This window comes from Citrobacter sp. GW821-FHT07H02 (genome assembly GCF_059418505.1).
The window spans coordinates 14,705-39,041 of the sequence record NZ_JBWKPZ010000025.1; the positions used below are offsets into that span (position 1 = coordinate 14,705).

The 24,337-nt window shown below is 52.9% G+C and carries 25 protein-coding genes; 9 read left to right on the forward strand and 16 right to left on the reverse strand.

The window, feature by feature from the left end:
• The first annotated feature begins 4 nt into the window (after nucleotides 1-4).
• Nucleotides 5-1,423: a glutamate synthase subunit GltD gene (gltD, locus tag AC07NP_RS19810; RefSeq protein ID WP_203359819.1), complete on the forward strand. Its 1,419-nt coding sequence runs from the start codon at nucleotides 5-7 to the stop codon at nucleotides 1,421-1,423.
• A 95-nt stretch (nucleotides 1,424-1,518) separates the two neighbouring features.
• Here the strand turns inward: gltD and nanQ are convergent, their stop codons facing one another.
• From nanQ to nanR, 5 genes are all read right to left on the reverse strand, one after another.
• Complete coding sequence (gene nanQ, locus AC07NP_RS19815) at nucleotides 1,519-1,986, reverse strand: N-acetylneuraminate anomerase (RefSeq protein WP_494661525.1); 468 nt, start codon at nucleotides 1,984-1,986, stop codon at nucleotides 1,519-1,521.
• Nucleotides 1,986-2,858 carry an N-acetylmannosamine kinase gene (gene nanK, locus AC07NP_RS19820; protein WP_494661507.1) on the reverse strand — a complete coding sequence of 291 codons (873 nt, stop codon included), beginning with the start codon at nucleotides 2,856-2,858 and terminating at the stop codon, nucleotides 1,986-1,988. The genes nanQ and nanK overlap by 1 nt, the downstream gene beginning before the upstream one ends.
• 130 nt (nucleotides 2,859-2,988) lie before the next feature.
• Nucleotides 2,989-4,479 carry an MFS transporter gene (locus tag AC07NP_RS19825; RefSeq protein ID WP_203359816.1) on the reverse strand — a complete coding sequence of 497 codons (1,491 nt, stop codon included), beginning with the start codon at nucleotides 4,477-4,479 and terminating at the stop codon, nucleotides 2,989-2,991.
• Between the two features lie 109 nt (nucleotides 4,480-4,588).
• Nucleotides 4,589-5,482, reverse strand: coding sequence for an N-acetylneuraminate lyase (gene nanA, locus AC07NP_RS19830; protein WP_494661508.1), 894 nt, complete (start codon nucleotides 5,480-5,482; stop codon nucleotides 4,589-4,591).
• A 134-nt stretch (nucleotides 5,483-5,616) separates the two neighbouring features.
• Nucleotides 5,617-6,408, reverse strand: coding sequence for a transcriptional regulator NanR (gene nanR / locus AC07NP_RS19835; RefSeq protein WP_203361197.1), 792 nt, complete (start codon nucleotides 6,406-6,408; stop codon nucleotides 5,617-5,619).
• A gap of 386 nt (nucleotides 6,409-6,794) precedes the next feature.
• Between nanR and dcuC the strand changes: the two genes are divergently transcribed.
• A complete protein-coding gene (gene dcuC / locus AC07NP_RS19840; RefSeq protein WP_494661509.1) occupies nucleotides 6,795-8,162 on the forward strand; it encodes an anaerobic C4-dicarboxylate transporter DcuC in 1,368 nt (455 codons plus the stop codon).
• 55 nt (nucleotides 8,163-8,217) lie between these two features.
• Here dcuC and sspB read toward each other — a convergent pair whose 3' ends face one another.
• The 5 genes from sspB to zapE all read right to left on the reverse strand — a co-directional run bounded on the left by sspB (nucleotide 8,218) and on the right by zapE (nucleotide 11,864).
• The gene (gene sspB / locus AC07NP_RS19845) at nucleotides 8,218-8,721 is read right to left on the reverse strand and encodes a ClpXP protease specificity-enhancing factor (RefSeq protein ID WP_494661510.1); all 504 of its coding nucleotides are present in this window, start codon (nucleotides 8,719-8,721) and stop codon (nucleotides 8,218-8,220) included.
• Nucleotides 8,722-8,726: 5 nt separating this feature from the next.
• The gene (sspA, locus tag AC07NP_RS19850) at nucleotides 8,727-9,365 is read right to left on the reverse strand and encodes a stringent starvation protein SspA (RefSeq protein WP_203359812.1); all 639 of its coding nucleotides are present in this window, start codon (nucleotides 9,363-9,365) and stop codon (nucleotides 8,727-8,729) included.
• 316 nt (nucleotides 9,366-9,681) lie between these two features.
• Complete coding sequence (rpsI, locus tag AC07NP_RS19855; RefSeq protein WP_003860436.1) at nucleotides 9,682-10,074, reverse strand: 30S ribosomal protein S9; 393 nt, start codon at nucleotides 10,072-10,074, stop codon at nucleotides 9,682-9,684.
• 15 nt (nucleotides 10,075-10,089) lie between these two features.
• Complete coding sequence (gene rplM, locus AC07NP_RS19860; protein ID WP_024551131.1) at nucleotides 10,090-10,518, reverse strand: 50S ribosomal protein L13; 429 nt, start codon at nucleotides 10,516-10,518, stop codon at nucleotides 10,090-10,092.
• Between the two features lie 218 nt (nucleotides 10,519-10,736).
• Complete coding sequence (gene zapE, locus AC07NP_RS19865) at nucleotides 10,737-11,864, reverse strand: cell division protein ZapE (protein WP_494661511.1); 1,128 nt, start codon at nucleotides 11,862-11,864, stop codon at nucleotides 10,737-10,739.
• A 192-nt stretch (nucleotides 11,865-12,056) separates the two neighbouring features.
• On the opposite strand from zapE, the gene zapG reads away from it, so the two are divergent.
• The 3 genes from zapG (at nucleotide 12,057) to degS (ending at nucleotide 15,150) form a co-directional block, all read left to right on the forward strand.
• Nucleotides 12,057-12,455, forward strand: coding sequence for a Z-ring associated protein ZapG (gene zapG / locus AC07NP_RS19870; protein ID WP_203359810.1), 399 nt, complete (start codon nucleotides 12,057-12,059; stop codon nucleotides 12,453-12,455).
• Nucleotides 12,456-12,622: 167 nt separating this feature from the next.
• Nucleotides 12,623-13,990 (forward strand): serine endoprotease DegQ, encoded by a 1,368-nt coding sequence (degQ, locus tag AC07NP_RS19875; protein ID WP_203359809.1) that lies wholly within the window; start codon nucleotides 12,623-12,625, stop codon nucleotides 13,988-13,990.
• Nucleotides 13,991-14,082: 92 nt separating this feature from the next.
• Nucleotides 14,083-15,150, forward strand: coding sequence for an outer membrane-stress sensor serine endopeptidase DegS (gene degS / locus AC07NP_RS19880; RefSeq protein ID WP_192613658.1), 1,068 nt, complete (start codon nucleotides 14,083-14,085; stop codon nucleotides 15,148-15,150).
• Between the two features lie 74 nt (nucleotides 15,151-15,224).
• Here the strand turns inward: degS and mdh are convergent, their stop codons facing one another.
• The gene (gene mdh, locus AC07NP_RS19885) at nucleotides 15,225-16,163 is read right to left on the reverse strand and encodes a malate dehydrogenase (protein WP_192613659.1); all 939 of its coding nucleotides are present in this window, start codon (nucleotides 16,161-16,163) and stop codon (nucleotides 15,225-15,227) included.
• Between the two features lie 415 nt (nucleotides 16,164-16,578).
• Between mdh and argR the strand changes: the two genes are divergently transcribed.
• The 3 genes from argR to yhcN-B all read left to right on the forward strand — a co-directional run bounded on the left by argR (nucleotide 16,579) and on the right by yhcN-B (nucleotide 18,057).
• On the forward strand, nucleotides 16,579-17,049 hold the full coding sequence (argR, locus tag AC07NP_RS19890) for a transcriptional regulator ArgR (protein WP_162379319.1): 471 nt from the start codon (nucleotides 16,579-16,581) through the stop codon (nucleotides 17,047-17,049).
• 378 nt (nucleotides 17,050-17,427) lie between these two features.
• Nucleotides 17,428-17,691 carry a peroxide/acid stress response protein YhcN gene (yhcN, locus tag AC07NP_RS19895; protein WP_192613660.1) on the forward strand — a complete coding sequence of 88 codons (264 nt, stop codon included), beginning with the start codon at nucleotides 17,428-17,430 and terminating at the stop codon, nucleotides 17,689-17,691.
• 99 nt (nucleotides 17,692-17,790) lie between these two features.
• Nucleotides 17,791-18,057: a DUF1471 family stress response protein YhcN-B gene (yhcN-B, locus tag AC07NP_RS19900; RefSeq protein ID WP_192613661.1), complete on the forward strand. Its 267-nt coding sequence runs from the start codon at nucleotides 17,791-17,793 to the stop codon at nucleotides 18,055-18,057.
• A gap of 62 nt (nucleotides 18,058-18,119) precedes the next feature.
• On the opposite strand, the gene AC07NP_RS19905 is transcribed toward yhcN-B, so the two are convergent.
• From AC07NP_RS19905 to aaeX, 4 genes are all read right to left on the reverse strand, one after another.
• On the reverse strand, nucleotides 18,120-18,392 hold the full coding sequence (locus AC07NP_RS19905; protein WP_203359808.1) for a barstar family protein: 273 nt from the start codon (nucleotides 18,390-18,392) through the stop codon (nucleotides 18,120-18,122).
• Between the two features lie 124 nt (nucleotides 18,393-18,516).
• Nucleotides 18,517-20,484, reverse strand: a complete 1,968-nt coding sequence (gene aaeB / locus AC07NP_RS19910; RefSeq protein ID WP_203361196.1) for a p-hydroxybenzoic acid efflux pump subunit AaeB — start codon at nucleotides 20,482-20,484, stop codon at nucleotides 18,517-18,519.
• A gap of 5 nt (nucleotides 20,485-20,489) precedes the next feature.
• Nucleotides 20,490-21,422, reverse strand: a complete 933-nt coding sequence (gene aaeA, locus AC07NP_RS19915) for a p-hydroxybenzoic acid efflux pump subunit AaeA (RefSeq protein ID WP_494661512.1) — start codon at nucleotides 21,420-21,422, stop codon at nucleotides 20,490-20,492.
• A gap of 7 nt (nucleotides 21,423-21,429) precedes the next feature.
• Complete coding sequence (gene aaeX, locus AC07NP_RS19920; protein WP_162379314.1) at nucleotides 21,430-21,633, reverse strand: p-hydroxybenzoic acid efflux pump operon protein AaeX; 204 nt, start codon at nucleotides 21,631-21,633, stop codon at nucleotides 21,430-21,432.
• Nucleotides 21,634-21,815: 182 nt separating this feature from the next.
• On the opposite strand from aaeX, the gene aaeR reads away from it, so the two are divergent.
• A complete protein-coding gene (gene aaeR, locus AC07NP_RS19925; RefSeq protein WP_276293717.1) occupies nucleotides 21,816-22,745 on the forward strand; it encodes an HTH-type transcriptional activator AaeR in 930 nt (309 codons plus the stop codon).
• Nucleotides 22,746-22,825: 80 nt separating this feature from the next.
• On the opposite strand, the gene tldD is transcribed toward aaeR, so the two are convergent.
• Complete coding sequence (tldD, locus tag AC07NP_RS19930) at nucleotides 22,826-24,271, reverse strand: metalloprotease TldD (protein WP_490469508.1); 1,446 nt, start codon at nucleotides 24,269-24,271, stop codon at nucleotides 22,826-22,828.
• Between the last annotated feature and the right edge of the window lie 66 nt (nucleotides 24,272-24,337).

Genomic DNA, 24,337 nt, shown 5'->3' on the forward strand with positions numbered 1-24,337 from the left:
TAAGATGAGTCAGAACGTATACCAATTTATCGACCTGCAGCGCGTTGATCCGCCGAAAAAACCGCTGAAGATCCGCAAAATCGAGTTTGTAGAAATCTACGAGCCGTTTTCCGAAGGTCAGGCGAAAGCGCAGGCGGATCGCTGTCTTTCCTGCGGCAACCCGTACTGCGAGTGGAAATGTCCGGTTCATAACTACATCCCGAACTGGCTGAAGCTGGCGAACGAAGGGCGTATCTTTGAAGCGGCGGAGTTGTCTCACCAGACCAACACCCTGCCGGAAGTGTGCGGTCGCGTCTGCCCGCAGGACCGACTGTGCGAAGGTTCCTGTACGCTGAACGATGAGTTTGGCGCGGTGACCATCGGCAATATCGAACGCTATATCAACGACAAAGCCTTCGAGATGGGCTGGCGTCCGGATATGACCGGCGTACGCCAGACCGACAAGCGCGTGGCGATTATTGGTGCCGGTCCGGCTGGACTGGCCTGTGCCGATGTGCTGACCCGCAACGGTGTAAAGGCGGTGGTGTTTGACAGGCATCCGGAGATCGGCGGCCTGCTGACTTTTGGTATTCCCGCGTTCAAGCTGGAAAAAGAGGTGATGACCCGCCGTCGTGAAATTTTCACCGGCATGGGCATTGAGTTCAAACTCAACGTTGAAGTGGGTCGTGACGTACAGCTCGACGCCCTGCTGAAAGAGTACGATGCCGTCTTCCTCGGCGTTGGGACGTACCAGTCAATGCGCGGTGGTCTGGAAAACGAAGATGCCGATGGCGTATTCGACGCCCTGCCGTTCCTGATCGCCAATACCAAGCAGATGATGGGCTTTGGCGAAACCACGGATGAACCGTTTGTCAGCATGGAAGGCAAACGCGTCGTGGTGCTGGGCGGTGGCGATACCGCCATGGACTGCGTACGCACTTCGATTCGCCAGGGCGCGACGCACGTCACCTGTGCCTATCGTCGTGACGAAGAGAACATGCCAGGCTCCAGACGCGAAGTGAAAAACGCGCGTGAAGAAGGTGTCGAGTTCCAGTTCAACGTGCAGCCGCTGGGCGTGGAGATAAACGCGAACGGTAAGGTGTGCGGCGTGAAAATGGCGCGCACTGAGATGGGTGCCCCGGATGCGAAAGGGCGTCGTCGCGCGGAGATCGTTGCCGGTTCCGAGCACGTTGTTCCGGCAGATGCGGTGGTGATGGCGTTTGGTTTCCGTCCGCACAGCATGGAATGGCTGGCGCAACACAGCGTTGAGCTGGATTCTCAGGGGCGGATTATCGCGCCGGAAGGCAGCGACAACGCCTTCCAGACCAGCAACCCGAAAATCTTCGCGGGCGGCGATATCGTTCGCGGTTCGGATCTGGTGGTCACGGCGATTGCCGAAGGCCGTAAAGCCGCTGACGGGATCATGAACTGGCTGGAAGTGTAAGTATCAGTGCCGGAGGGCGGCGTAACCGCCTTATCCGGCCTACAACGTACGCAAAACCGTAGGCCGGATAAGGCGAAAGCCGCCATCCGGCTTTTTTATGCGTTGAATAAACTCGCTCTCACCTTCACAACCACCTTCTTAATGTCCCCTGGAACATCAACAACGCAGCCCGGCTTATGCGGCTCTCCCGGCATAAATACCGCGAACATGCCCGGTTTCAACACCAACGCGTGTTCATTGTCGATGTGAGTACACAGCTGATAATCCTCCTCAACGTGCATCTCCTCACACTGACGCGCAGAACCGGTGATGCCGAACAGAATGCGTTCCTCACCCGCCAGCAGCAGCTGGATATCGATGTACTTTTCATGCAGCTCTGCCTTCTTCTCCTGCGGAGGCTGTGTGGCAAACTGCATCACATTCATAAAGATATCGTCACCGCGCAGTTCATAACGCCCTGGCGCTGTTTCCTGTGGTCGAGCCGCTAACGCCAGCGTCAGCGCCTCTTCCAGTACTGGATGTAGCCCCGCAGTCGGTAGCGACTGCACTTCGCCCATCATCATCATTTGCCTCCCTGAGCTATCAACGCAGCCCCTAATAACCCGGCGTCATGCCGGTAATGTGCCGCACTCAACGCCACGTGGTACACCGGCTGCTCCTGCGCCAGAAAGTGACGAACCTGCGCCAGATACCCTGGCGCCAGGCCTACACTGCCGCCAATGACTACCCGCTGGCAATCGGTGGTGGCTTTCACATCGGCAATTAACCGCGCCAGCACCTGAGCGGAATGCTGGACCAACCGTATTGCCTGTTCATGCCCTTCAGCCGCCCGGGCAAAAATCGTTTTTGCATCACATCCGGCAAGCTCTCCCTGAGCCGCCGCCGCGATCCCGCGTCCGGAGGCGATCGCTTCCACACACCCAACGCGTCCGCAGCCACACATCGGCCCCTGCGGATCCGCCAGCGTATGCCCCAGATGTCCGGCAAGCCCTCCCGCTCCGGCCAGTAATTGACCGCCACTGACGATGCCTCCCCCGACGCCGGTTGAAACGGTGATAAACACCATGTCGCTGACCTCTTTCGCAATGGCATGATATTCCGCCCAGGCCGCCGCCTGAGCATCATTCACCGCCAGCGCCGGTAATCCGGTCAGTTCCTCTAAGGTGTGCACCAGTGGGAAGTGCATCAGCCCGCCCAGATTTTGCGGATTAATCGACTGCAAGACACCCTGATGAATAATGCCGGTCGAGGCAATCGCCACCCGTTTCGCCTGAGCTTGCAGCGGCTCAATCAGCATTTTTAAGGCTTCGCGCAGCGCATCCGGTGTTTTGCTGGCAGGAGTGGGACGTTCGCAGCGTTCACGGATCTGCAGATCGTCGCCCACCAGCGCGGCAGCCAGTTTGGTGCCACCGATATCTATCGCCAATGTCGTCATTGCGCCTCCTGATGCCACTGACAACGGGATCCCGGTCGAGTGATGGCTGTACTTCTTTTACCCTGTAGTTCAGGTAACAACATGCTTCTTCCCCTACAAAGATTGCCCGGTACGCGACCGGGCAAGCGGATCAATTTTTCGTGTTGACTAAGGCGCTTTTGTCACCGCCCAACGGTACGACACCGCTGAATGGTTTGCCGTCGATAGCGTCATGCGTACGTAACGCTTCTGGACGCAGCCAGCGCTGAACACGGGTCGGCATATCGAGGCCAATCAGCAGGATCACCACAAACGTCAGGCTAAAGGAGAGCGATCCCAGCGCGGTGCCCAGATCCAGGCGTTGCGCAATCAATGCACCAAGGATCGGCGCCAGCGCGCCACCAAGAGCACCCACGTTATAGGTAAAGCCCAGACCTGCCGCACGCTGGTCGGTATCAAAATATCCGCCGATCAATTTCGGCAGGATCCCTGAGATCCCCTGGCCCAACATCTGCTGGAAGAACAGCAGCAGACCCAATACCCATACGTTTCCACCGCCAATGGCAAAAACCGGAATAATGAGCAACTGTGAGGCCAGCAGGCTACAAACGTAGGCTTTGCGGGTGCCCAGCCAGTCGCCGAGGAAACCGCCCACGCAGCAGCCTACCGCCGCGCCGAAGCCGCTAAAGAACAGAATGTTCGCTACCGTGTGCGGATCATAGGACAGCTCGGTTTTGAGATAGGTTGGGAGCAATGCCTGGATAGGCCAGGAGTAAAGGAACGCAAACAGCACCACCAGCATGAGCGTGACGCCGGTTGGCCAGCGTTTACCGCTACTCTGCACCATAAAGCTGATGAAGATGACGGCACACAGCAGACCTAATCCCGCCACAATGGCGGCATTGTGCAGATTACCTGCGAAGCAGAACCACAGAGCGGTCGCCGCCACGATGGTCATCAGGATATTAATGACCCGATGCTCACCCCGGTAGAGAATATCGACCATGGTACGTACCGGCGCTTGCCCTTCGTGTTTTTCTTTCCAGTCTTCCGCTTCCGGAATATTTTTTCGCAGCCAGAGCGCAAAGACGATCGGTACGATGCCAATAAAAAAGAGGACGCGCCAGCCCCAGATGGGTACGACCAGACTGTAGACCTGGGCTGCGATAACCGCGCCAATAGAGAAGCCGGAGATCAAAAATCCGCTGGCTTTGTTACGCAACTGCTTAGGCCAGCTTTCAATAACGTAGGTTGCGCTTGAACCATATTCGCCTGCCATGCCCATACCAATGACCAGACGCGCGATAAACATGGTGGTGTAACCAGGTGCAAAGCCGCAGGCCAGCGTACCGACGGAAAAAAGGATAATGCTACTGACCATTGCCAGACGGCGACCATAACGGTCCCCCATGGCGCCAAGCATCAGCCCGCCGAACCAACGGGAAATAAAGGCTGCCGAGATCAGACTTGCCGCCTGAACCGTCGTCAACCCAAACTCACTTTGTACATCTGTCAATACAAGCGCAATTAATACAAAATCAAATCCATCAAGCACATACCCTAACCAGGCGGCGGAAAATGCCCGCCACTGTGCCCGGTTGAGATGGCGATACCACGGGATGCTCTGGGTATTAGTACTCATTTTACTCTCCCGACGATTTTTGTTGTTGTACCGGATAACGGCATTGCCTTATCCGGCCTACGTGTCGTGTTTGGTAGGCCGGATAAGCAAAGCGCCATCCGGCATTGGGCTAGTGCTGCTCCGCCATTAACTGCTCTGCGAGGGCTTTCAGTTCTGGCAGATATTTTTCATCCACAGGCGCAAACGGTTTGCGGCACAACGGTACAGAGACAACGTCCATGTAGTGCAGTACGGTTTTCAGGCCACGGAACACGCCCACTTTGATCAGCAGGTCGATCACCTTGTTACATTCGCGCTGCAACTGCTGTGCTTTAGCGATATTCCCTTCTTGCAGAGCCTGCACGATCCCCATGTAGCGCCAGCCCATAATGTTGTAGGTACTGCCGATCCCGCCATCCGCGCCCGCCAACAGACCGGAAGCGAAGATTTCGTCGTAACCGTTGTAGAGCACCAGATCCGGATGTGCACGACGAATCTGCTCCATCTGATAGAGATCGCCCGAGGTCTGTTTCAGCGCACCAACGCCTGGCAGCGTGACCAGCGTATTGATTTGATCCAGTGTCAGTTTGACACCGCTCAGTGCCGGAATGTTGTAGACCACCATCGGCAATCCATCGGCAGAATCGATAATCGCGCGGTAGTGATCGCAATGTTCTTCAAAGCTGAACGGGTAGTAGAACGGCGTAACCGCAGAGACGGCATCAAAACCGTAACGGCTGGCCGCTGCTGCCAGCTGCTGGCTTTCCGCCGTGCTGACGCAACCCACATGAGCAATCAGGGTGATTTTGCCTTTGCCCTCTTCGGCCACGATTTCAAGCACTTCTTCGCGTTCGGCAAGGCTTTGCACAAAGGCTTCCCCAGTGGAACCTCCGACATACACCCCATCAATTCCCTGCTCAATGTTGAATCGCACCAGGCGGCGCAGGCTGTCCTTATCAACTTTCTGCTGCGCGTCGAAAGGGGTCAGGAGTGCGGGCATCACGCCACGTAAATTGCTTGCCATAAATACCTCGTAGTGGTGTTTAAACTGATTAACTATGTACCTTTATACCTGTTATACCAGAACACTTTTACGACAGCGTAATACAGAAAGCTTATTGTGCGATCGACTTCACTAAACCGATCGCAATACGGGGATTACTTGCGGGATTTTTTGGCTTTACCGAAGGCGTGCCAGGTGGCAGACACGCTGTTGAGGTGACATTGCAGTGCGCGGTCAGCTTCGTCAGGATCGCGGGCGCGGATCGCATCGACAATAGCGATATGCTGTTGATAACTCACGCTATTATGTTCATACAGCGCTTCATCGGCCACTTTCGGGCGCGCGGCGATCAGCCAGTCGAGTAGCGCGACGTGGATCGCCATAAAGATCGGGTTGCCGGGGATCTCTGCCAGCACACGGTGAAAATCGACATCGGAGCGAATGAACTGGCTATTGTCATCCAGCGACTGACTGTTGATCTCCAGGGCTTTGCTCAACATGGCGATCTGTTCGTCCGTGGCGTGCTCAGCGGCGTAACGCACCAGGCTCGATTCAAAGAAAAGGCGCAGTTGTTCAAAATGCGCAATGCCGCCAGGGTGCGAGAGAAAATCTTTCGCCATGCCGGAAAGTTCGCTGATGATGGTGTCCGCCGAGGGGCGCGAGACGCGCGCGCGTTCACCGTTGTTGATTTGTACCAGACCTTTGCGCTTGAGCGCGGCAAGCGCTTCACGTACCGACGGGCGTCCGACGTTAAAGAATGCCATCAGTTCGCGCTCGGATGGCAACGGCTCCCCTTCGCCAAATTCACGGCGGCGGATCATCTGCTCCAGCTCTTCTTCAACCATTTCAGAGAGTTTTTTACGTGCCAGCGGGCGGCGGCGCAAACTGTTACCGATGGTTGATGGAGAATCTTCTGCTTGCGAATCAAATGCGTTCATAGCGTCCAGTCTGATGAATTATGACCAACAACAACAAAAGTTATCCTAACACAGGATCGAAAGCGGGGTGAAATGCTCCGACTTTTTCATTCAGAAAACAAATGATTCCCGCATTCTCTCATTATACATGAATTATTCAGTGCGCTATTTTTCCCTCTATTTTCTCTTTATTTATTCTCTCTTTTTTAACGATACGAGTCCTCTGACCAAGTTAATGAAATTTAAGAATGTGCTCTTGAAAAATAATCATAACAATATGTTTTTAAACAAAATAATTAAATATTCAATTTAAAAATAAGATATCCATGCCATAAAAACCGTAAAGAAAAATATAACATCCGCTCCAGCACACCATCATCACCTGATTCATCTTCTTTCTGGCATGGAGTGAGAAAATGTTCGGCATAATAATTTCTGTGATCGTTTTAATTACGATGGGCTATCTGATCCTCAAAAACTATAAACCCCAGATAGTATTGGCTGCTGCGGGGATCTTCCTGATGCTATGTGGCGTCTGGTTGGGTCTGGGATCGCTACTGGATCCGGCCAAAAGCAGCGGCTATCTGTTGGTTGATATTTATAATGAGATCCTGCGCATGCTCTCAACCAGGGCGGCCGGGTTAGGGTTGTCCATTATGGCGGTGGGGGGATATGCCCGTTATATGGACCGGATGGGAGCCAGTCGGGCAATGGTGAGTCTGCTGAGCCGGCCACTGAAGCTTATCAAATCACCCTATATTGTTCTCGCCGCAACCTATGTGATCGGACAGATCATGGCACAATTTATTACCAGCGCGTCGGGGCTGGGAATGCTATTGATGGTCACGCTCTACCCGACGTTGGTCAGCCTGGGAGTGAGCCGTCTTTCTGCGGTGGCGGTCATCGCAACATCAATGTCGATTGAGTGGGGGATCCTCGAAACAAACTCTATTTTCGCGGCACAGGTCGCCGGAATGAAAATCGCGACCTATTTCTTTCAGTACCAGCTTCCTGTCGCTACCTGCGTCATTGTTGCTGTCGCTATCGCCCACTTTTTTGTTCAACGCCGATTTGACCAAAAGGCGACGATAGAGAGCGGGCACCCCGTGGAGCAACGCGCTCTTGAGGATGTCCCCCCGCTGTATTACGCGCTTTTACCCGTCATGCCGCTCATCCTGATGCTTGGCTCACTCTTCCTGGCGCATACCGGCTATATGCAGTCAGAACTCAATTTGGTCGTGGTGATGCTGATGAGCATGACCATCACGATATTTGTGGAATTCATTCGTACGCACAATCTTCGGGAAACGATGGACGACGTTCAGGCGTTCTTTGATGGTATGGGCACCCAGTTTGCGAATGTTGTCACGCTGGTGGTCGCAGGTGAAATTTTTGCCAAAGGCTTAACCACCATCGGTACCGTAGATGCAGTAATCAAAGGTGCTGAGCATTCCGGCCTCGGCGGTATTGGCGTCATGATTATCATGGCGATCGTCATTGCGGCCTGCGCAATTGTGATGGGTTCCGGCAACGCGCCATTTATGTCTTTTGCGAGTCTGATCCCGGATATCGCCGCAGGACTTCACATTCCCGCCGTCGTTATGATCATGCCGATGCATTTTGCGACAACGCTGGCTCGCGCGGTTTCGCCGATCACCGCCGTCATTGTTGTGACGTCAGGCATTGCGGGCGTCTCTCCCTTTGAGGTCGTTAAGCGTACGGCGATCCCAATGGCGGTAGGATTCGTGGTGAATATGATTGCCACTATCATATTTTTTTATTAGCGGACAGTAGAATACAAAACAGGCCCCTGGGGGCCTGTTTGATTTTATAGACGATTTATTTTACGACGCGGAGCGCCGGTCGACCACCACGTGGCGGTGGCGGCGGATCGTCATCGGGACGGTTGTCATCATCATGATCCGGCTTATCACCATCGATAACAGACATGACCGTCTCGCCCTCTACACCCGCGGTTTCGTCATCATCATTGATACTGGTGACGTTTTCATCGTAAGCAGCTTCAGGTTCGAACATCGTACCCGCGCCATTCTCACGTGCATAAATCGCCAGTACGGCAGCCAGCGGAACTGAAACCTGGCGAGGTACGCCGCCAAAGCGCGCATTGAAACGCACTTCGTCATTCGCCAGCTCCAGGTTCCCCACCGCACGAGGCGCAATGTTCAGGACTATTTGCCCGTCACGCGCATATTCCATGGGGACATGCACGCCAGGAAGCGTCACATCCACCACCAGGTGCGGCGTTAGCTGGTTATCCAGCAGCCATTCATAAAATGCACGCAGCAGGTATGGACGGCGTGGGGATAGCTGTGACAAATCCATACAGATTAACCCCGGCCGAGGCGCATTTCACGCTCAGGTTCGGTCAGCGACGCCAGGAAAGAGTCACGCTCAAATACGCGAGTCATGTACCCTTTCAGCTCTTTCGCACCCGCACCGCTGAACTCAATGCCCAACTGCGGCAAACGCCACAGCAACGGCGCCAGGTAGCAATCGACCAGGCTGAATTCATCGCTCAGGAAATACGGTTTCTGACCAAATACAGGCGCAATCGCCTGCAGCTCTTCACGCAGTTGTTTGCGTGCAACGTCAGCTTCAGAAGCAGACCCGTTTACGATGACGTTCATCAGCGTATACCAGTCTTTTTCTATACGGTGCATGTACAGGCGGCTTTCACCGCGAGCAACCGGGTAAACCGGCATCAGCGGCGGATGAGGGAAACGCTCATCAAGATATTCCATAATGATGCGAGATTCCCATAGGGTCAGCTCACGATCCACCAGTGTCGGTACGCTCTGATTCGGGTTGAGGTCAATCAGATCCTGAGGTGGATTGTCCTTTTCCACGTGCTCGATCTCGAAACTAACACCTTTTTCAGCCAGCACAATGCGGACCTGATGGCTATAGATGTCAGTAGGACCAGAAAACAGCGTCATTACCGAACGTTTGTTGGCAGCGACAGCCATGAAAACCTCCAGGTATATTCAGAATTTTTACTGCTACCAGCCACCAGGTGACCAGTCAGAAGTTATGTTTCCCATCGTCGGAAAAGTCATTCGCTGTTCAAAAATCAAACAAAAAATGAACAATCCTCGATATTTGGGCAGAAAATTGGATGATAGTTTACCAGATTTTGTGACCTTTGTGGTGAGTCGATTCTGGAAATGGGGAAAAAGAGGGCGCTAATCGGAGGATAGCGGTGCGTTTGACGGTGATATATCGATAAAAAAACCCGCCGAAGCGGGTTTTTCGCCAACTGTGCTCTGCCGAAGCAGAAACCAATTAACGTTTGGAGAACTGCGGACGACGACGTGCTTTACGCAGACCGACTTTCTTACGTTCAACCTGACGAGCGTCACGAGTAACGAAGCCAGCTTTACGCAGTTCAGAACGCAGGGACTCGTCGTACTCCATCAGAGCGCGGGTGATACCGTGACGGATCGCACCAGCCTGACCAGAGATACCACCACCTTTAACGGTGATGTACAGATCCAGTTTCTCAACCATGTCGACCAGTTCCAGCGGCTGACGAACTACCATGCGGGCAGTTTCACGACCGAAGTACTGTTCCAGAGAACGTTGGTTGATTACGATTTTACCACTGCCCGGTTTGATGAAAACGCGAGCTGCGGAACTTTTGCGGCGACCAGTGCCGTAGTATTGATTTTCAGCCATTGCCTATAATCCCGATTAGATGTCAAGAACTTGCGGTTGCTGTGCCGCATGGTTGTGCTCGTTGCCCGCGTAAACTTTCAGTTTACGGTACATAGCACGGCCCAGCGGGCCTTTTGGCAACATGCCTTTAACCGCGATTTCAATCACACGCTCAGGACGGCGGGCAATCATCTCTTCAAAGGTCGCTTGTTTGATACCGCCGATGTGGCCAGTGTGGTGATAGTACACTTTGTCAGTACGCTTGTTGCCGGTTACAGCAACTTTGTCAGCGTTCAGAACGATGATGTAATCACCGGTATCTACGTGCGGAGTGTATTCCGCTTTGTGCTTACCGCGCAGGCGACGAGCCAGTTCAGTAGCCAGACGGCCCAGAGTTTTACCGGTCGCGTCAACAACATACCAGTCGCGTTTTACGGTTTCTGGTTTAGCTGTAAAAGTTTTCATTAAAAGCTTACCCAAATAAATAAGTTACACGTTGGTGAACACCCAAACGTTTAGTCAGTTGAGGTTCACACGACATTGTCCAGCAAACCTACCCCTTCGAATAGCCTATGCCGGCGCAGAGAAAGTTTCGGGAAAAAAACTCTCTTGTAACGTGGGGTCGCAAGATTATAGAGAAGTCGGGGTCAAAGGTCGACCCCTTTATGTGATTTGCGACAGGTTTAACCGGCCAGGTGTTCCCGCTTGAGGTACTCCTCGCTCTGCATCTCCTGTAAACGCGACAGACAGCGCTGAAATTCGAACTTCAGGCGCTCGCCCCGATAGATTTCATATAAAGGTACGGCGGCGCTAACCACCAGTTTGACGTGGCGCTCATAAAACTCATCCACCAGCGCAATAAAGCGACGCGCTTCACTTTCCATCAACGGCGTCATCACGGGAACATCAAATAACAGCACCGTATGAAAAAGACGCGACAACGCAATGTAGTCATGCTGGCTACGGGCATCCACGCACAGCGTGGAGAACGAGACTGCCAGCGTTTGGTTTTCTACTCCCAGCGTTGCGAGCGGACGATGGTTAATTTCCAGCGTCGGCGCATGCTCACGTTTTGTCCCCGCAAGCGCCAGCCAGAGCGAATCCATCTGCCGTTGCGTGTCATCGTTGAGCGGGGCGAGCCATAAATGCGCCTGAGTCAGCGTACGTAGGCGATAATCGACCCCGGCGTCCACATTCATGATGTCGCAGTGCTGTTTTATCGCGTCGATGGCCGGAAGAAAACGCGCACGTTGCAGACCGTTACGGTATAAGTCGTCCGGCGGAATGTTGGATGTCGCCACCAGCGTGATACCGCGAGCGAACAGCGCCTTCATTAATCCACCAAGCAACATCGCATCGGTGATATCCGAAACAAAAAACTCATCGAAACAGAGCACATCCGTCTCTGCTTTAAAACGGTCGGCAACGATCTCCAGTGGATCGCTTTTCCCCTGTAGGGCAGTCAGTTCTTCATGTACGCGCAGCATAAAGCGGTGGAAATGCAGTCGCTGTTTACGTTCGCCCGGCAAGCTGTGATAAAACAGATCCATCAACCAGGTTTTCCCGCGTCCCACCCCGCCCCACATATACAGACCGCGCACCGGTAAACGTGCTGCTGGCTCACGTTTTCCCAACAATTTGCCAAAACGGGCCATCAGTCCGCTGACCTGTGGCTCAGGGGACGCGTTGCTCGTCAGTTCCTGGTAAATGGTTTCCAGCCGGTTAACCGCTTCTTTTTGTACGTCGTCGGGTTGATGGCTTCCCTCGTTGAGGGCATGGAGGTAACGCGATGTCGGGGAAAAGCTTTGCATGATGTTATTGTTATTCCTTGAGAATCGATGTGCCGTCGTTCACGGTTGACGAAAAAAAGGCCGTTCTACACTACGCGATATAAAGTCGGGATTCCACTTCTACGGGATTAGCGGTTATAGTGGCATAATCAGGCGCAGGCATGGAGCCTAAAGCCAACACCCTACGGAAACAAAAGACAACGGGAGATGTTCATGACCTGGGAATATGCGCTAATTGGGTTAGTCGTCGGTATCATTATTGGTGCCGTAGCCGTGCGTTTTGGTAATCGTAAATTACGTCAACAGCAGGCATTGCAGTACGAACTGGAAAAGAACAAAGCTGAGCTGGAAGAGTATCGTGAAGAGCTGGTCAGCCACTTTGCCCGCAGCGCTGAGCTGCTGGATACCATGGCGCATGATTATCGCCAGCTGTATCAACACATGGCAAAAAGCTCCAGCAGCCTGCTGCCGGAACTGACTGCGGAAACTAACCCGTTCCGTAATCGCCTGGCGGAGTCTGAAGCCGGTAACGATCAGGCACCGGTTCAGATGCCACGTGACTATTCCGAAGGGGCGTCCGGCCTGCTACGTGCGGGTGCCAAACGCGGTTAACCACACAACGTAAATAATTTTATTGGGCGCAGTCATTGCGCCCTCTCTTCTCTCCTGTCCCAGCTATTATTTAGTCAGCAGTCTCATTGTTGCCATGTCGAAAATTCAATAACATCAAACTGTTTTGAATCGTCTTTCCTTTCACTCAAGGTACGAGAGCAGGATCCATGAAAAAACAAACCCAGTTGTTGAGTGCATTAGCGTTAAGTATCGGTTTAACGCTCTCAGCGCCGTTTCAGGCCCTCGCGTCAATACCAGCACAAATTCCTGGCCAGGCAGCGCTGCCAAGTCTCGCCCCCATGCTGGAAAAGGTACTGCCTGCCGTGGTTAGCGTCAGAGTCGAAGGAACGGCTGCCCAGGGGCAAAAAGTCCCGGAAGAGTTCAAAAAATTTTTTGGCGATGAGTTGCCTGACCAACCGTCACAACCTTTCGAAGGTTTAGGGTCTGGGGTCATCATTGATGCCGCGAAAGGGTATGTCCTGACCAATAATCACGTTATCAGTCAGGCGCAGAAGATCAGCATCCAGTTAAATGACGGGCGTGAATTCGACGCCAAACTGATCGGCAGTGACGATCAAAGTGATATCGCTCTGCTGCAAATTCAGAAAGCCAGCAATCTGACGCAAATTGCCATCGCTGACTCCGACAAGCTGCGCGTAGGGGACTTTGCCGTCGCCGTAGGTAATCCGTTTGGGCTGGGGCAAACGGCGACGTCCGGTATTGTGTCTGCGCTGGGGCGTAGCGGGCTGAATCTGGAAGGGCTGGAAAACTTCATTCAGACTGACGCGTCCATTAACCGCGGTAACTCCGGCGGGGCTCTGCTTAACCTGAACGGCGAGCTGATCGGTATTAACACCGCCATCCTCGCCCCTGGCGGCGGCAGTATCGGAATTGGGTTTGCTATCCCGAGCAACATGGCGCGCACGCTGGCGCAGCAGTTGATCCAGTTCGGTGAAATCAAGCGGGGTCTGCTGGGCATTAAAGGCACGGAAATGACTGCCGATATCGCCAAAGCGTTCAAACTTGACGTACAGCGCGGCGCATTTGTCAGTGAAGTGCTGCCAAACTCGGGTTCCGCAAAAGCGGGCGTGAAGTCCGGCGATGTCATCACCAGTCTTAACGGCAAGCCACTCAACAGTTTTGCAGAGTTACGTTCGCGTATTGCAACAACGGAACCTGGCACCACCGTGAAACTGGGTCTGTTGCGTGACGGTAAACCACTGGAGGTCGACGTTACTCTGGACTCCAACACATCATCATCCGCCAGTGCTGAGATGATCGCCCCGGCGCTGCAAGGTGCTACGTTAAGCGACGGTCAATTGAAGGACGGCAGCAAAGGCATCAAGATTGATAATGTTGAAAAAAGCAGCCCTGCGGCTCAGGCGGGTTTACATAAAGATGACGTCATCGTCAGTGTAAACCGCGATCGCGTGAACTCTATCGCCGAGATGCGCAAGGTGCTGGAGGCGAAACCGTCCATCATTGCTCTGCAAATCGTTCGCGGTAATGAGAGCATTTATTTGCTCTTACGTTAAGTCCGTCGTGAACCGGACATCAGCCTCACGTGTGATGTCCGGTAAACTCATGGTATGCTGCTGACGTTCCCTTTTTTAATGACGCCTCCATCATGTTTGTGAAGCTCTTACGTTCAGTCGCGATTGGTTTAATTGTCGGCGCCATTTTGTTGGCCGCTATGCCGTCGCTGCGCAAAATAAATACCCTTACGGCTCCGCAATTCGACAGCACCGATGAGACGCCTGTCAGTTACAACTCGGCGGTCCGCCGTGCTGCACCAGCCGTCGTTAACGTCTATAACCGCAGTATGAACAGTACGGCGCATAATCAGCTTGAGATCCGCACGCTGGGCTCCGGTGTGATCATGGATCAGCGCGGTTATATCATCACCAACAAGCATGTTATTAACGACGCCGATCAGATAATCGTCGCCCTACAAGATGGACGCGTGTTTGAGGCGCTGCTGGTGGGGTCCGATACGCTGACCGATCTGGCCGTGTTAAAAATTAATGCCGCCGGTGGACTCCCGACGATTCCGATAAACTCGCGCCGTACGCCGCATATTGGCGACGTCGTTCTGGCTATCGGCAACCCGTATAATCTCGGACAAACCATCACCCAGGGGATCATCAGCGCGACCGGTCGTATTGGTCTGAACCCTTCCGGGCGCCAGAATTTTCTACAAACGGACGCCTCCATCAACCACGGTAACTCCGGTGGTGCGCTGATCAACTCGCTGGGTGAGTTGATGGGCATTAACACCTTATCCTTTGATAAAAGTAATGACGGCGAAACGCCGGAAGGCATTGGCTTCGCCATTCCGTTCCAGCTGGCGACCAAAATTATGGATAAACTTATCCGTGATGGTCGTGTGATCCGTGGCTACATCGGTATTGGCGGCCGCGAAATCGCGCCAATGCATGCCCAGGGTGGTGGGATAGACCAAATTCAGGGAATCGTCGTCAACGAGGTCTCACCGGATGGTCCGGCGGCTCAGGCTGGCATTCAGGTCAATGATTTGATCATTTCGGTGAACAATAAGCCTGCCGTTTCCGCGCTGGAAACGATGGACCAGGTCGCTGAAATTCGCCCAGGCTCGGTGATCTCTGTGGTCGTCATGCGGGATGACAAGCAGTTGACGCTGCAGGTTACCATTCAGGAATATCCGGCAACCAACTGAGTATTTCCCGAAGCCAGAGACAAAAAAAACCGGAGTCGCAATGCTCCGGTTTTTTTTCACTGATGGCGGTTCGCTTACTTATTAACGAACTCTTCGCCCAGGGTGATATCTTTCTTCAGCGTATCCAGCATGCCTTCCATCGCATTCTGCTCAAAGGCACTCAGTTTGCCGATAGACTGACGCTCTTCCACACCATTTTTGCCCAGCAGCAGCGGTTGTGAGAAGAAACGCGCATACTGGCCGTCGCCTTCAACGTAAGCACATTCCACAACGCCTTTTTCGCCCTGCAGCGCGCGAACCAGAGACAGACCAAAACGTGCGGCAGCCTGACCCATAGACAGGGTTGCAGATCCGCCACCGGCTTTTGCTTCAACCACTTCAGTACCCGCGTTCTGGATACGTTTGGTCAGGGCAGCGGCCTCTTCCTCGGTGAAGCTAACGCCAGGGATTTGCGACAGCAGTGGCAGAATCGTCACACCAGAGTGTCCGCCAATCACCGGAACTTCAACTTCAGTCGGCAGCTTGCCTTTCAGTTCCGCAACAAAGGTGTTGGAGCGGATGATGTCCAGCGTGGTCACGCCAAACAGTTTGTTCTTGTCGTAAACACCTGCTTTCTTCAGGACTTCTGCAGCGATAGCGACAGTGGTGTTCACCGGGTTGGTGATAATACCCACGCACGCTTTCGGACAGGTTTTCGCAATCTGCTGGACCAGGTTTTTCACGATACCGGCGTTAACGTTAAACAGGTCGGAACGATCCATACCCGGTTTACGCGCCACACCCGCAGAGATCAGAACCACATCCGCACCTTCCAGTGCCGGGGTTGCGTCTTCGCCACAGAAACCTTTGATCTTCACAGCAGTTGGGATATGGCTCAAGTCAGTGGCCACACCTGGAGTCACTGGAGCGATGTCGTACAGGGAGAGTTCTGAACCTGAAGGCAGTTGATTCTTTAACAATAATGCTAGCGCCTGACCGATACCGCCAGCTGCGCCGAGGACTGCAACTTTCATCCTAAACTCCTTATTATATTGATAAGCTAAGTGTTTAATGCTCCGCGGCGGCGACCTTAATTCACAAAATTAATGATTACAATACTCACGTGTCAAGAATGCGGAGTCACGCGAATTTGGCTTTTATGCATTTAATTTACGTAATCCAAAGCCACTGCAGCTGTAGAGCAACTTTTCCACAAGTGCGGACAATATACCCTACTCCCCCCTCAAAACAACATCAATTTGATAACATTTAATTTACTTTTAACCTTATTTGCGAGCCGTGACACAGGCATGTTTCTTGATAACGAAATTTGATAAAATTCCGCTCTTTCATAACATTATTTCAGCCTCGAACAAGGCAGACTGTTTGCATAAAAATTCATCTGTATGCACAATAATGTTGTTTCTACCGCCATATTACGGGTGACTTATGCGAAGCTCGGCAAAACAAGAAGAATTAGTAAAGGCGTTTAAAGCGCTGCTTAAAGAAGAAAAATTCAGCTCACAGGGTGAAATCGTCCTCGCGTTGCAGGATCAGGGCTTTGATAACATCAACCAGTCCAAAGTCTCACGCATGCTGACAAAGTTCGGCGCCGTGCGGACCCGCAACGCAAAAATGGAGATGGTGTACTGCCTCCCGGCAGAGTTGGGTGTCCCCACGACATCCAGCCCGTTAAAGAACCTGGTATTAGATATCGATTTCAATGATGCCGTTGTAGTGATCCATACCAGCCCAGGCGCTGCGCAACTGATCGCACGCCTGCTGGATTCACTGGGCAAAGCGGAAGGTATCCTCGGGACAATTGCGGGCGATGACACCATTTTCACAACCCCTGCTAATGGCTTCTCAGTGAAAGATCTGTACGAAGCGATTCTCGAGCTGTTCGAACAAGAGCTGTAACCTCCTCTCCCCGTCGCCACACACGGCGGGGAAAATCCTGTCTTTCTCCCTGCTTTGCACGCATTTCCACTGCTTTTGATTTAACGAATAGTGCGTTTAATCGCTTAAACACATTCACGCGGTCAATGATAAAGCCAAATATCGCACATTTTGTTAAATTTTATATCTTTATGAATTTATTAGATTTAAATCGAAAACCTCGCCATCAGAAGCATTTTTAATTCCATGTGATTATAAAAACTAAATTTTTTAATACTTAATTACCCACTGAACAATTAGCAAGGTATTAATTAATCGCGTGACTAGTGTATACTTGATTTTGTGATGAGGGTCACGAAACAAAGGACCCCAATAAAAGAATTCGACGAGGTAAATATCATGAAAATCAAAACTACAGTTGCAACGTTAAGTATTCTCTCTGTTCTCTCATTCGGTGCATTTGCCGCAGATTCCATCAATGCCCAGCAGGCGCAAAACCGCGAAGCTATCGGTTCTGTTTCCGTCAGCGCGATCGGCTCTTCACCGATGGACATGCATGAAATGCTGAACAAAAAAGCGGAACAACAAGGCGCCTCAGCGTATCAGATCACCGAAGCACGTAGCGGTAGCCACTGGCACGCCACTGCTGAACTGTACAAATAAGGCTCGCCTGTCATCGCTAATGCAAACAATAACTCGCGGGAATATCGCATAAGAACGCCCTGCAAACCGCTGAGTTAACCGTATTGAGGAATGTAAACTATGAACACTAAATATCTTATCGCTTCACTCGGCCTGGCTTCAGTTCTCTCTTTCGGCGCAAACGCCGCCGTACACCAGGTCAATGCGCAAGAAGCACAAAATCTGCAATCCATGGGCAGTGTCTCTGTTTCTCAGATTGGTAGTTCTCCGATGGATATGCGTCAGGAGCTTGCTGCTAAAGCAGAAAAAGCAGGCGCCAGCAGCTATCGCGTGATTGAACTGAAAGAAGGGTCACAGTGGCACGCCACGGCAGAACTCTACAAATAAACCCTCGTCGTCTAGTCCGACGACTTGCCCCCGCCTGTCGGGGGCTTTTTTATACCTAAGGCTTAGAGCCGAACGTTAAAACGTAACTGTCCTTCCAGCTCTTCTTCTGCTTCATCGAACAGCAAAATCAACGCCCCATAACGTCGGCGCTGCTTTTCAGGTAGATGAACAAACTCTATTTCCAGCGGCAACGGCAATACTTCGCCTATCACTATCTCCCACAGAGAATCCAGATCGCTGATCTGTTCTCTGGCAATACCAAACATCCGCGCAAACTCACGGTAAAAATCACTCTGGTTTTCTATCTCATCAAAATCAAAGGTATAGATATTCATTGCCCGCCACCACCTCCGGTAAGCGCTTTCGCAACCCACCAAACTACCTACCACGACGATTCCTGCACATCGGTTAAGTATAGCCATAAAAAAACCGACGCTTTTGGCGTCGGCTTTTCCGTGTTTAGTTATCCGTGAGGGCATGCTGATATTTATGCAACATGCCAGAGAGTCGTTTTACCGGTTCCGTGACCTGTGGTGGCGCTTCCCAGATGCGCAGTTTTTCCTGATAGATATCGAGTTCCTCAAGGAGTTGTCCGAAGTATCGCCGACGCTTGTCGTCGCTACTGGCGGAAATCACGCGATCCGCGGTGCGGCGAAGCTGACGGTGGAAAATAGAGAGATCGTCATTCACCGGGACCGGCGCGTCACGAAGACGTTGATGCGCAATGATCATCGTCAGCGCCAGACGGAATTTGGGCAAATCCCCAGGGAATTTGTTCATCAGCAAAAACAGCTGCTGATAGAGCGCCGGAAGATGGTTTTGCTTACGCCGTACCACATTGGTGGTCATGGCTGAGACGGCCGCCGAAACAAACTGATTCAGCAACACGCGACCGGTCCTGTCGCGGGAGTTATCCCGTACCAGCAATATCACGATAAACGCCAGCATACAGCCGACAATCTGCCCCAATGCGCTGTCCAGAAACTGGCTGAAATGGAAGGTCATGGGGTTGTCGAGCACAATGATGTTAATGGTGCTCGCCAGTGCCCCCATCGAACCCAGGCGGCGTTTCTGGACTTCGATTCCCAGAAAGAAGCCCAGTACCGCCAGACTAAGACAGAGCAGCAACATACTTTGTTGGGTGTTGGGGATGATCACCAGAAAATAGAGTAACCCCAACGGCAGCGCTGCCAGCGTCCCGTAGATAAAGTCGATCGCAACCATTCGCGGATTCGGCAATCGCATCGCCAGTGAGGTCACGACGGCAATCATCACCATCGCACCGCTACCAGACGTCCATCCCGTCCACAGCCAGAACAACGTCCCCAGCACACATGACAAGGTGGTGCGCCAGAAGTTGACCATCGCATGGTGACGCTCGGCAGACTCCACCTTCACCACGGGCTCACCCTGTAAAATCTCTTCTTCAGTCGCACTGATTTTCGTATTACCCACCACGCCGCGTTTCAATAACAGATACCGCGTTGCTGCCCCAGCCCAGGTGTACAGAGTGACAGGCGTTTCCCGCTCACCCGTCCAGGCGATCACGCGGCGCATGCGCTTGAGCTGTCGATGTACATCCTGCGCAGTTTCAACAGGGGTTTCAAACAACTCACGAAACGTATCGGTGATCAGCTCCGGACGCGTATTTTGAATCATGTAGGTTTCGCAGGATTGCGTAATCAGCGTCAGGGAGAGCGTATTCAGCGCCTTCAGACGTCGGTTAGCACGCCCCCAGCGCGAGGACTCCATGTTCAGATTGCTGCGCATGCCATCCAGTGCCGCAGTACGCCGCACAAGCGCACTCCAGGCCCGGTCCACTTCCTCACTGTCACCGTGTTTAATACACAGTTGCATCAGTTGATATTGCGCGATGAGCAGGTTATCCAGTTCAAGATCAACCTCTTGCTTCACCGATCGTGGAGAGAAAATCAGATCCGCGATGATGGCGCAGACGATACCAATCACAATCTCGCTACAGCGCTCAAGGGCGAACTGCGGCGTCAATAGCGGTTCCGTTTGAATGGTGATGACGATAATAAGTGCGGTATACCCCGAAAGCCCCCATGCATAGGAGTTTTCAAGGCGCACCAGAGAAGAGATCCAGGTGCAAAATCCCGCCCAGATACAGCACACCAGAATCATCAGCAGCGGTGCGCGAATCATGGTGATGATGATCGCCAGCGCGGCGATACAGCCGATAAAGGTTCCGATGATGCGCAACATACCGCGATAGCGGATGGCGCCAGAATACGGTTCGCCTCCGGCAGCAAACGCCGGACCCGCTGCAACAAGCGCCGCAGTCAGTACCGCCCAGCGCGGCGTTTCAAGCTGAAAGTGAAAGCCAACAAACAGAGCCAGCACAATCGCGCACGCCAGCTTTATCGCAAAGCGAACGTGTTGGCTGGCGATGGTGAACATCCCCATCATGATTAACCAAACTCGCGCAGACGATGCGCTAATTTGCGAAAGAAGGAGTCCTGACTTTCATCACGATCCTGCTGACCGGTAATCACGACCGTCGCCGTTGTACCTGCTGGCCACAGATTGTTCTGCTGGTCATCAAGACGGATCCGCACCGGAACACGCTGCGCCAGTCGCACCCATTCGAGGTTGGAATCAATCGTCGCCATGCCCTTCGCATCGCGGGTACTGCTGGCATTCGTGACCCCCGCCGCCACACTGTCCACACTTCCTTTTAATACCCGATTACTGCCCAGCGGCGTAATTTCCGCACGATAGCCCGGATGAACGCCCTCCAGCTTGGTTTCCTCCATATACGCCAGGACATAAAAAGAGTTCTGTTTCACCAGAGCAACTGCCGTGGAACCACGGGTAATAAACTCACCGGTATAGACGTTCAGGTTGGTTATCCAACCGTCTGCCGGTGCGCGAATCACGGTCCGTTCGAGATCTAATTTCGCCAGGTCACGGGTAGCCTGCGCTCTCGCGAGCTGGTGTAATACGGTTTGCAGAACGTTGTTGGCCTGATCGATCTCTTCACGAGACATCGCCTGAACGCCAAGACGGTTGCGGCGACCGGCCTCCAGGCGTTTTTCCTGCGACAACACCTGGTAATACGCCACATCGGCTTCGGCCTCTTCAAGCGCCTTTATATAGCGCGGCTGATCGATGGTGAACAGCACCTGATCCTTTTTCACCAGTTGGTTATCGCGAACATTAACATGGGTGATAAGTCCTGCCACATCTGGCGCAATGGCCACCACATCCGCGCTGAAACGCGCATCGCGCGTCCACGGTGACTCGGTGTAATAAACCCAGGCACGAAAAATGGCGATAAAAGCCAGGATGACCAGTACCAGCGTAATGGCCGTACGGGAGATTTTTCTTGTTAGTGTTTTCACTTCAGCCTCAAACAAACATGCGCGATATCAGATAAAAAAGGCAGCAATAGAGCGCGGTATTAAACAGAGCCGGATGCCATACGAAATCATAGATACCTGTCGGTACCAGCACCCGGCGCACCAGCCAGAAAATCGCCAGTGATAAAAGAAGTTCGAAAAATATCGGTGGGAAGGACAGCCCAAACACCACGATAACGGGAAACAGACTCATGTTGACCTTGATTGTAGAGAGAGTGCAGGCGATAGCGTTATTAGCCAATGTCACCGCAGAGAAGGGCAAGGAAAGCCAGGCGAGAGCGACACTGCTGTTATTTGAATAATAATATATTAGCGTAACTGTTATGCTGTTATCTATAATATGTGATCTAAATCACTTTTAAGCCAGAGTGAATAATGGAACGATTAAAACGGATGTCGGTGTTTGCCAAAGTGGTCGAATTTGGCTCCTTTACCGCCGCTGCCAGACAGCTACAAATGAGCGTCTCCTCCATTAGCCAGACCGTGGCAAAACTGGAAGATGAACTGCAGGTGAAGCTGCTGAACCGCAGTACTCGCAGCATTGGCCTTACCGAAGCCGGTAAAATTTACTACCAGGGCTGCCGCCGAATGTTGCATGAAGTCCAGGATGTGCATGAGCAGCTCTATGCGTTTAACAACACCCCTATCGGTACGTTGCGTATCGGTTGTTCTTCAACCATGGCGCAAAATGTCCTTGCCGGACTGACCGCCAGGATGCTGAAAGAATACCCCGGGCTCACGGTGAACCTGGTGACAGGTATTCCAGCCCCTGACCTGATTGCCGACGGTCTGGACGTTGTGATTCGGGTCGGCGCGTTGCAGGACTCGAGCCTGTTTTCTCGCCGTCTGGGAGCCATGCCGATGGTGGTCTGCGCCGCAAAAAGCTATCTCGCACAATTTGGCGTACCGGAAAAACCCGCCGATCTCAGCAACCACTCCTGGCTGGAATACAGCGTGCGACCGGATAACGAATTTGAGCTGATCGCCCCGGAAGGGATCTCCACCCGGCTAATCCCTCAGGGAAGATTCGTGACCAACGATCCTATGACGCTCAGCCGCTGGCTGACGGTAGGTGCCGGGATCGCCTACGTCCCGCTGATGTGGGTGATCAACGAGATCAATCGGGGAGAGCTTGAGATCTTACTGCCCCGTTATCAGTCGGATCCCCGTCCGGTCTACGCGTTGTACACCGAAAAAGACAAACTGCCCTTAAAAGTGCAGGTTGTAATCAACTATCTGACGGACTACTTTGTCGACGTGGCGAAGCTGTTTCAGGGGATGTACGGCAGAGGAAAGGAAAAGTAATAAAGGCCCGATAGCGCTGCGCGTATCGGGCCTGGAGCAAGAATCAAATTCACAGACCGGGTATATCCGGCCTCTGATAATCAGGCAGTGCCACCCACCGTCAGGTTATCCACCTTCAGCGTCGGCTGACCCACGCCAACCGGCAGGCTTTGCCCTTCCTTACCGCAGACGCCAACGCCGTTATCCAGTTTCAGGTCATTGCCGACCATCGAAATTTGCTGCATGGCTTCAATACCTGAGCCAATCAGCGTGGCGCCTTTGACCGGCTTCGTCACTTTTCCGTTTTCGATCAGATAGGCTTCTGAGGTCGAGAACACAAACTTACCGGAAGTGATGTCCACCTGGCCGCCGCCAAAGTTAGGCGCGTAGATCCCGAATTCAACCGATTCGATAATTTCCTGCGGTGTGGATTTTCCTGGCAACATGTAGGTGTTGGTCATACGCGGCATTGGCAGGTGCGCATAAGACTCACGACGCCCGTTCCCTGTCGGCGCAACGCCCATCAAACGCGCATTCAGTTTATCCTGCATGTACCCTTTCAGAATGCCGTTTTCAATCAATACGTTGTACTGGCCTGGCGTCCCTTCGTCATCGATGGCGACAGATCCACGACGGTCAACCATCGTGCCGTCGTCAACCACGGTACAAAGCTCAGAAGCCACCAGTTCACCCATATGGCCGCTGAACACTGACGTGCCACGACGGTTGAAATCGCCTTCCAGTCCGTGCCCTACCGCTTCGTGCAACAACACGCCCGGCCAGCCTGCGCCCAATACCACCGGCAGCGTTCCCGCCGGCGCAGCAACCGCAGAGAGATTCACCAGCGCCATACGTACCGCTTCTTTTGCCCACGCATCCGCGCGCACTTCGCCGTCCAGCGAGCCTAAGAAAAACTCATAGCCAAAACGACCGCCGCCGCCGCTGGCACCGCGCTCGCGTTTGCCGTCCTCTTCAACCTGTACGCTGACAGACAGGCGCACCAGCGGGCGAACATCTGCCGCCAGCGTACCGTCGGTCGCAGCAACCAGAATAAGCTCATAAACGCCGGTCAGGCTGGCAGTCACTTCCTGCACTCGTTTGTCGGCTTCACGCGCCACTTTGTCCACGCGACGCAGAATGTCCAGCTTCTCTTCACGGCTCATGCTCTGCAGCGGATCAGCGGAGGTATAAAGCGCCTGATGCTCCACGGCACCCAGCGTTTTCACTTTACCGTCCCCACTGTCCCGCACAATGGTACGCGCCGCGTGAGCACTTTGTTCAAGCGCCAGCAGGCTTATCTGATCCGCGTAAGCAAATCCGGTTTTTTCACCGCTGACCGCACGTACACCGACGCCCTGATCGATGTTGTAAGAACCATCTTTAATGATGCGGTCTTCTAAAACCCAGGATTCGTGATAGCTCGACTGAAAATAGAGATCGCCGTAATCAAGACGGCGTTCGGCCAGTTGGCCCAGAATAGCGAACAGATCCTGATGTTTCAGGCCATTCGCTGCTAGCAATTGTTCACTTACCAGGTTCAGACTCATCGTTTTGCTACTCGTTAGTTACTGCGGTAGAAGTTCTATTTACTGAGATTGGGGCAATTACTCGCC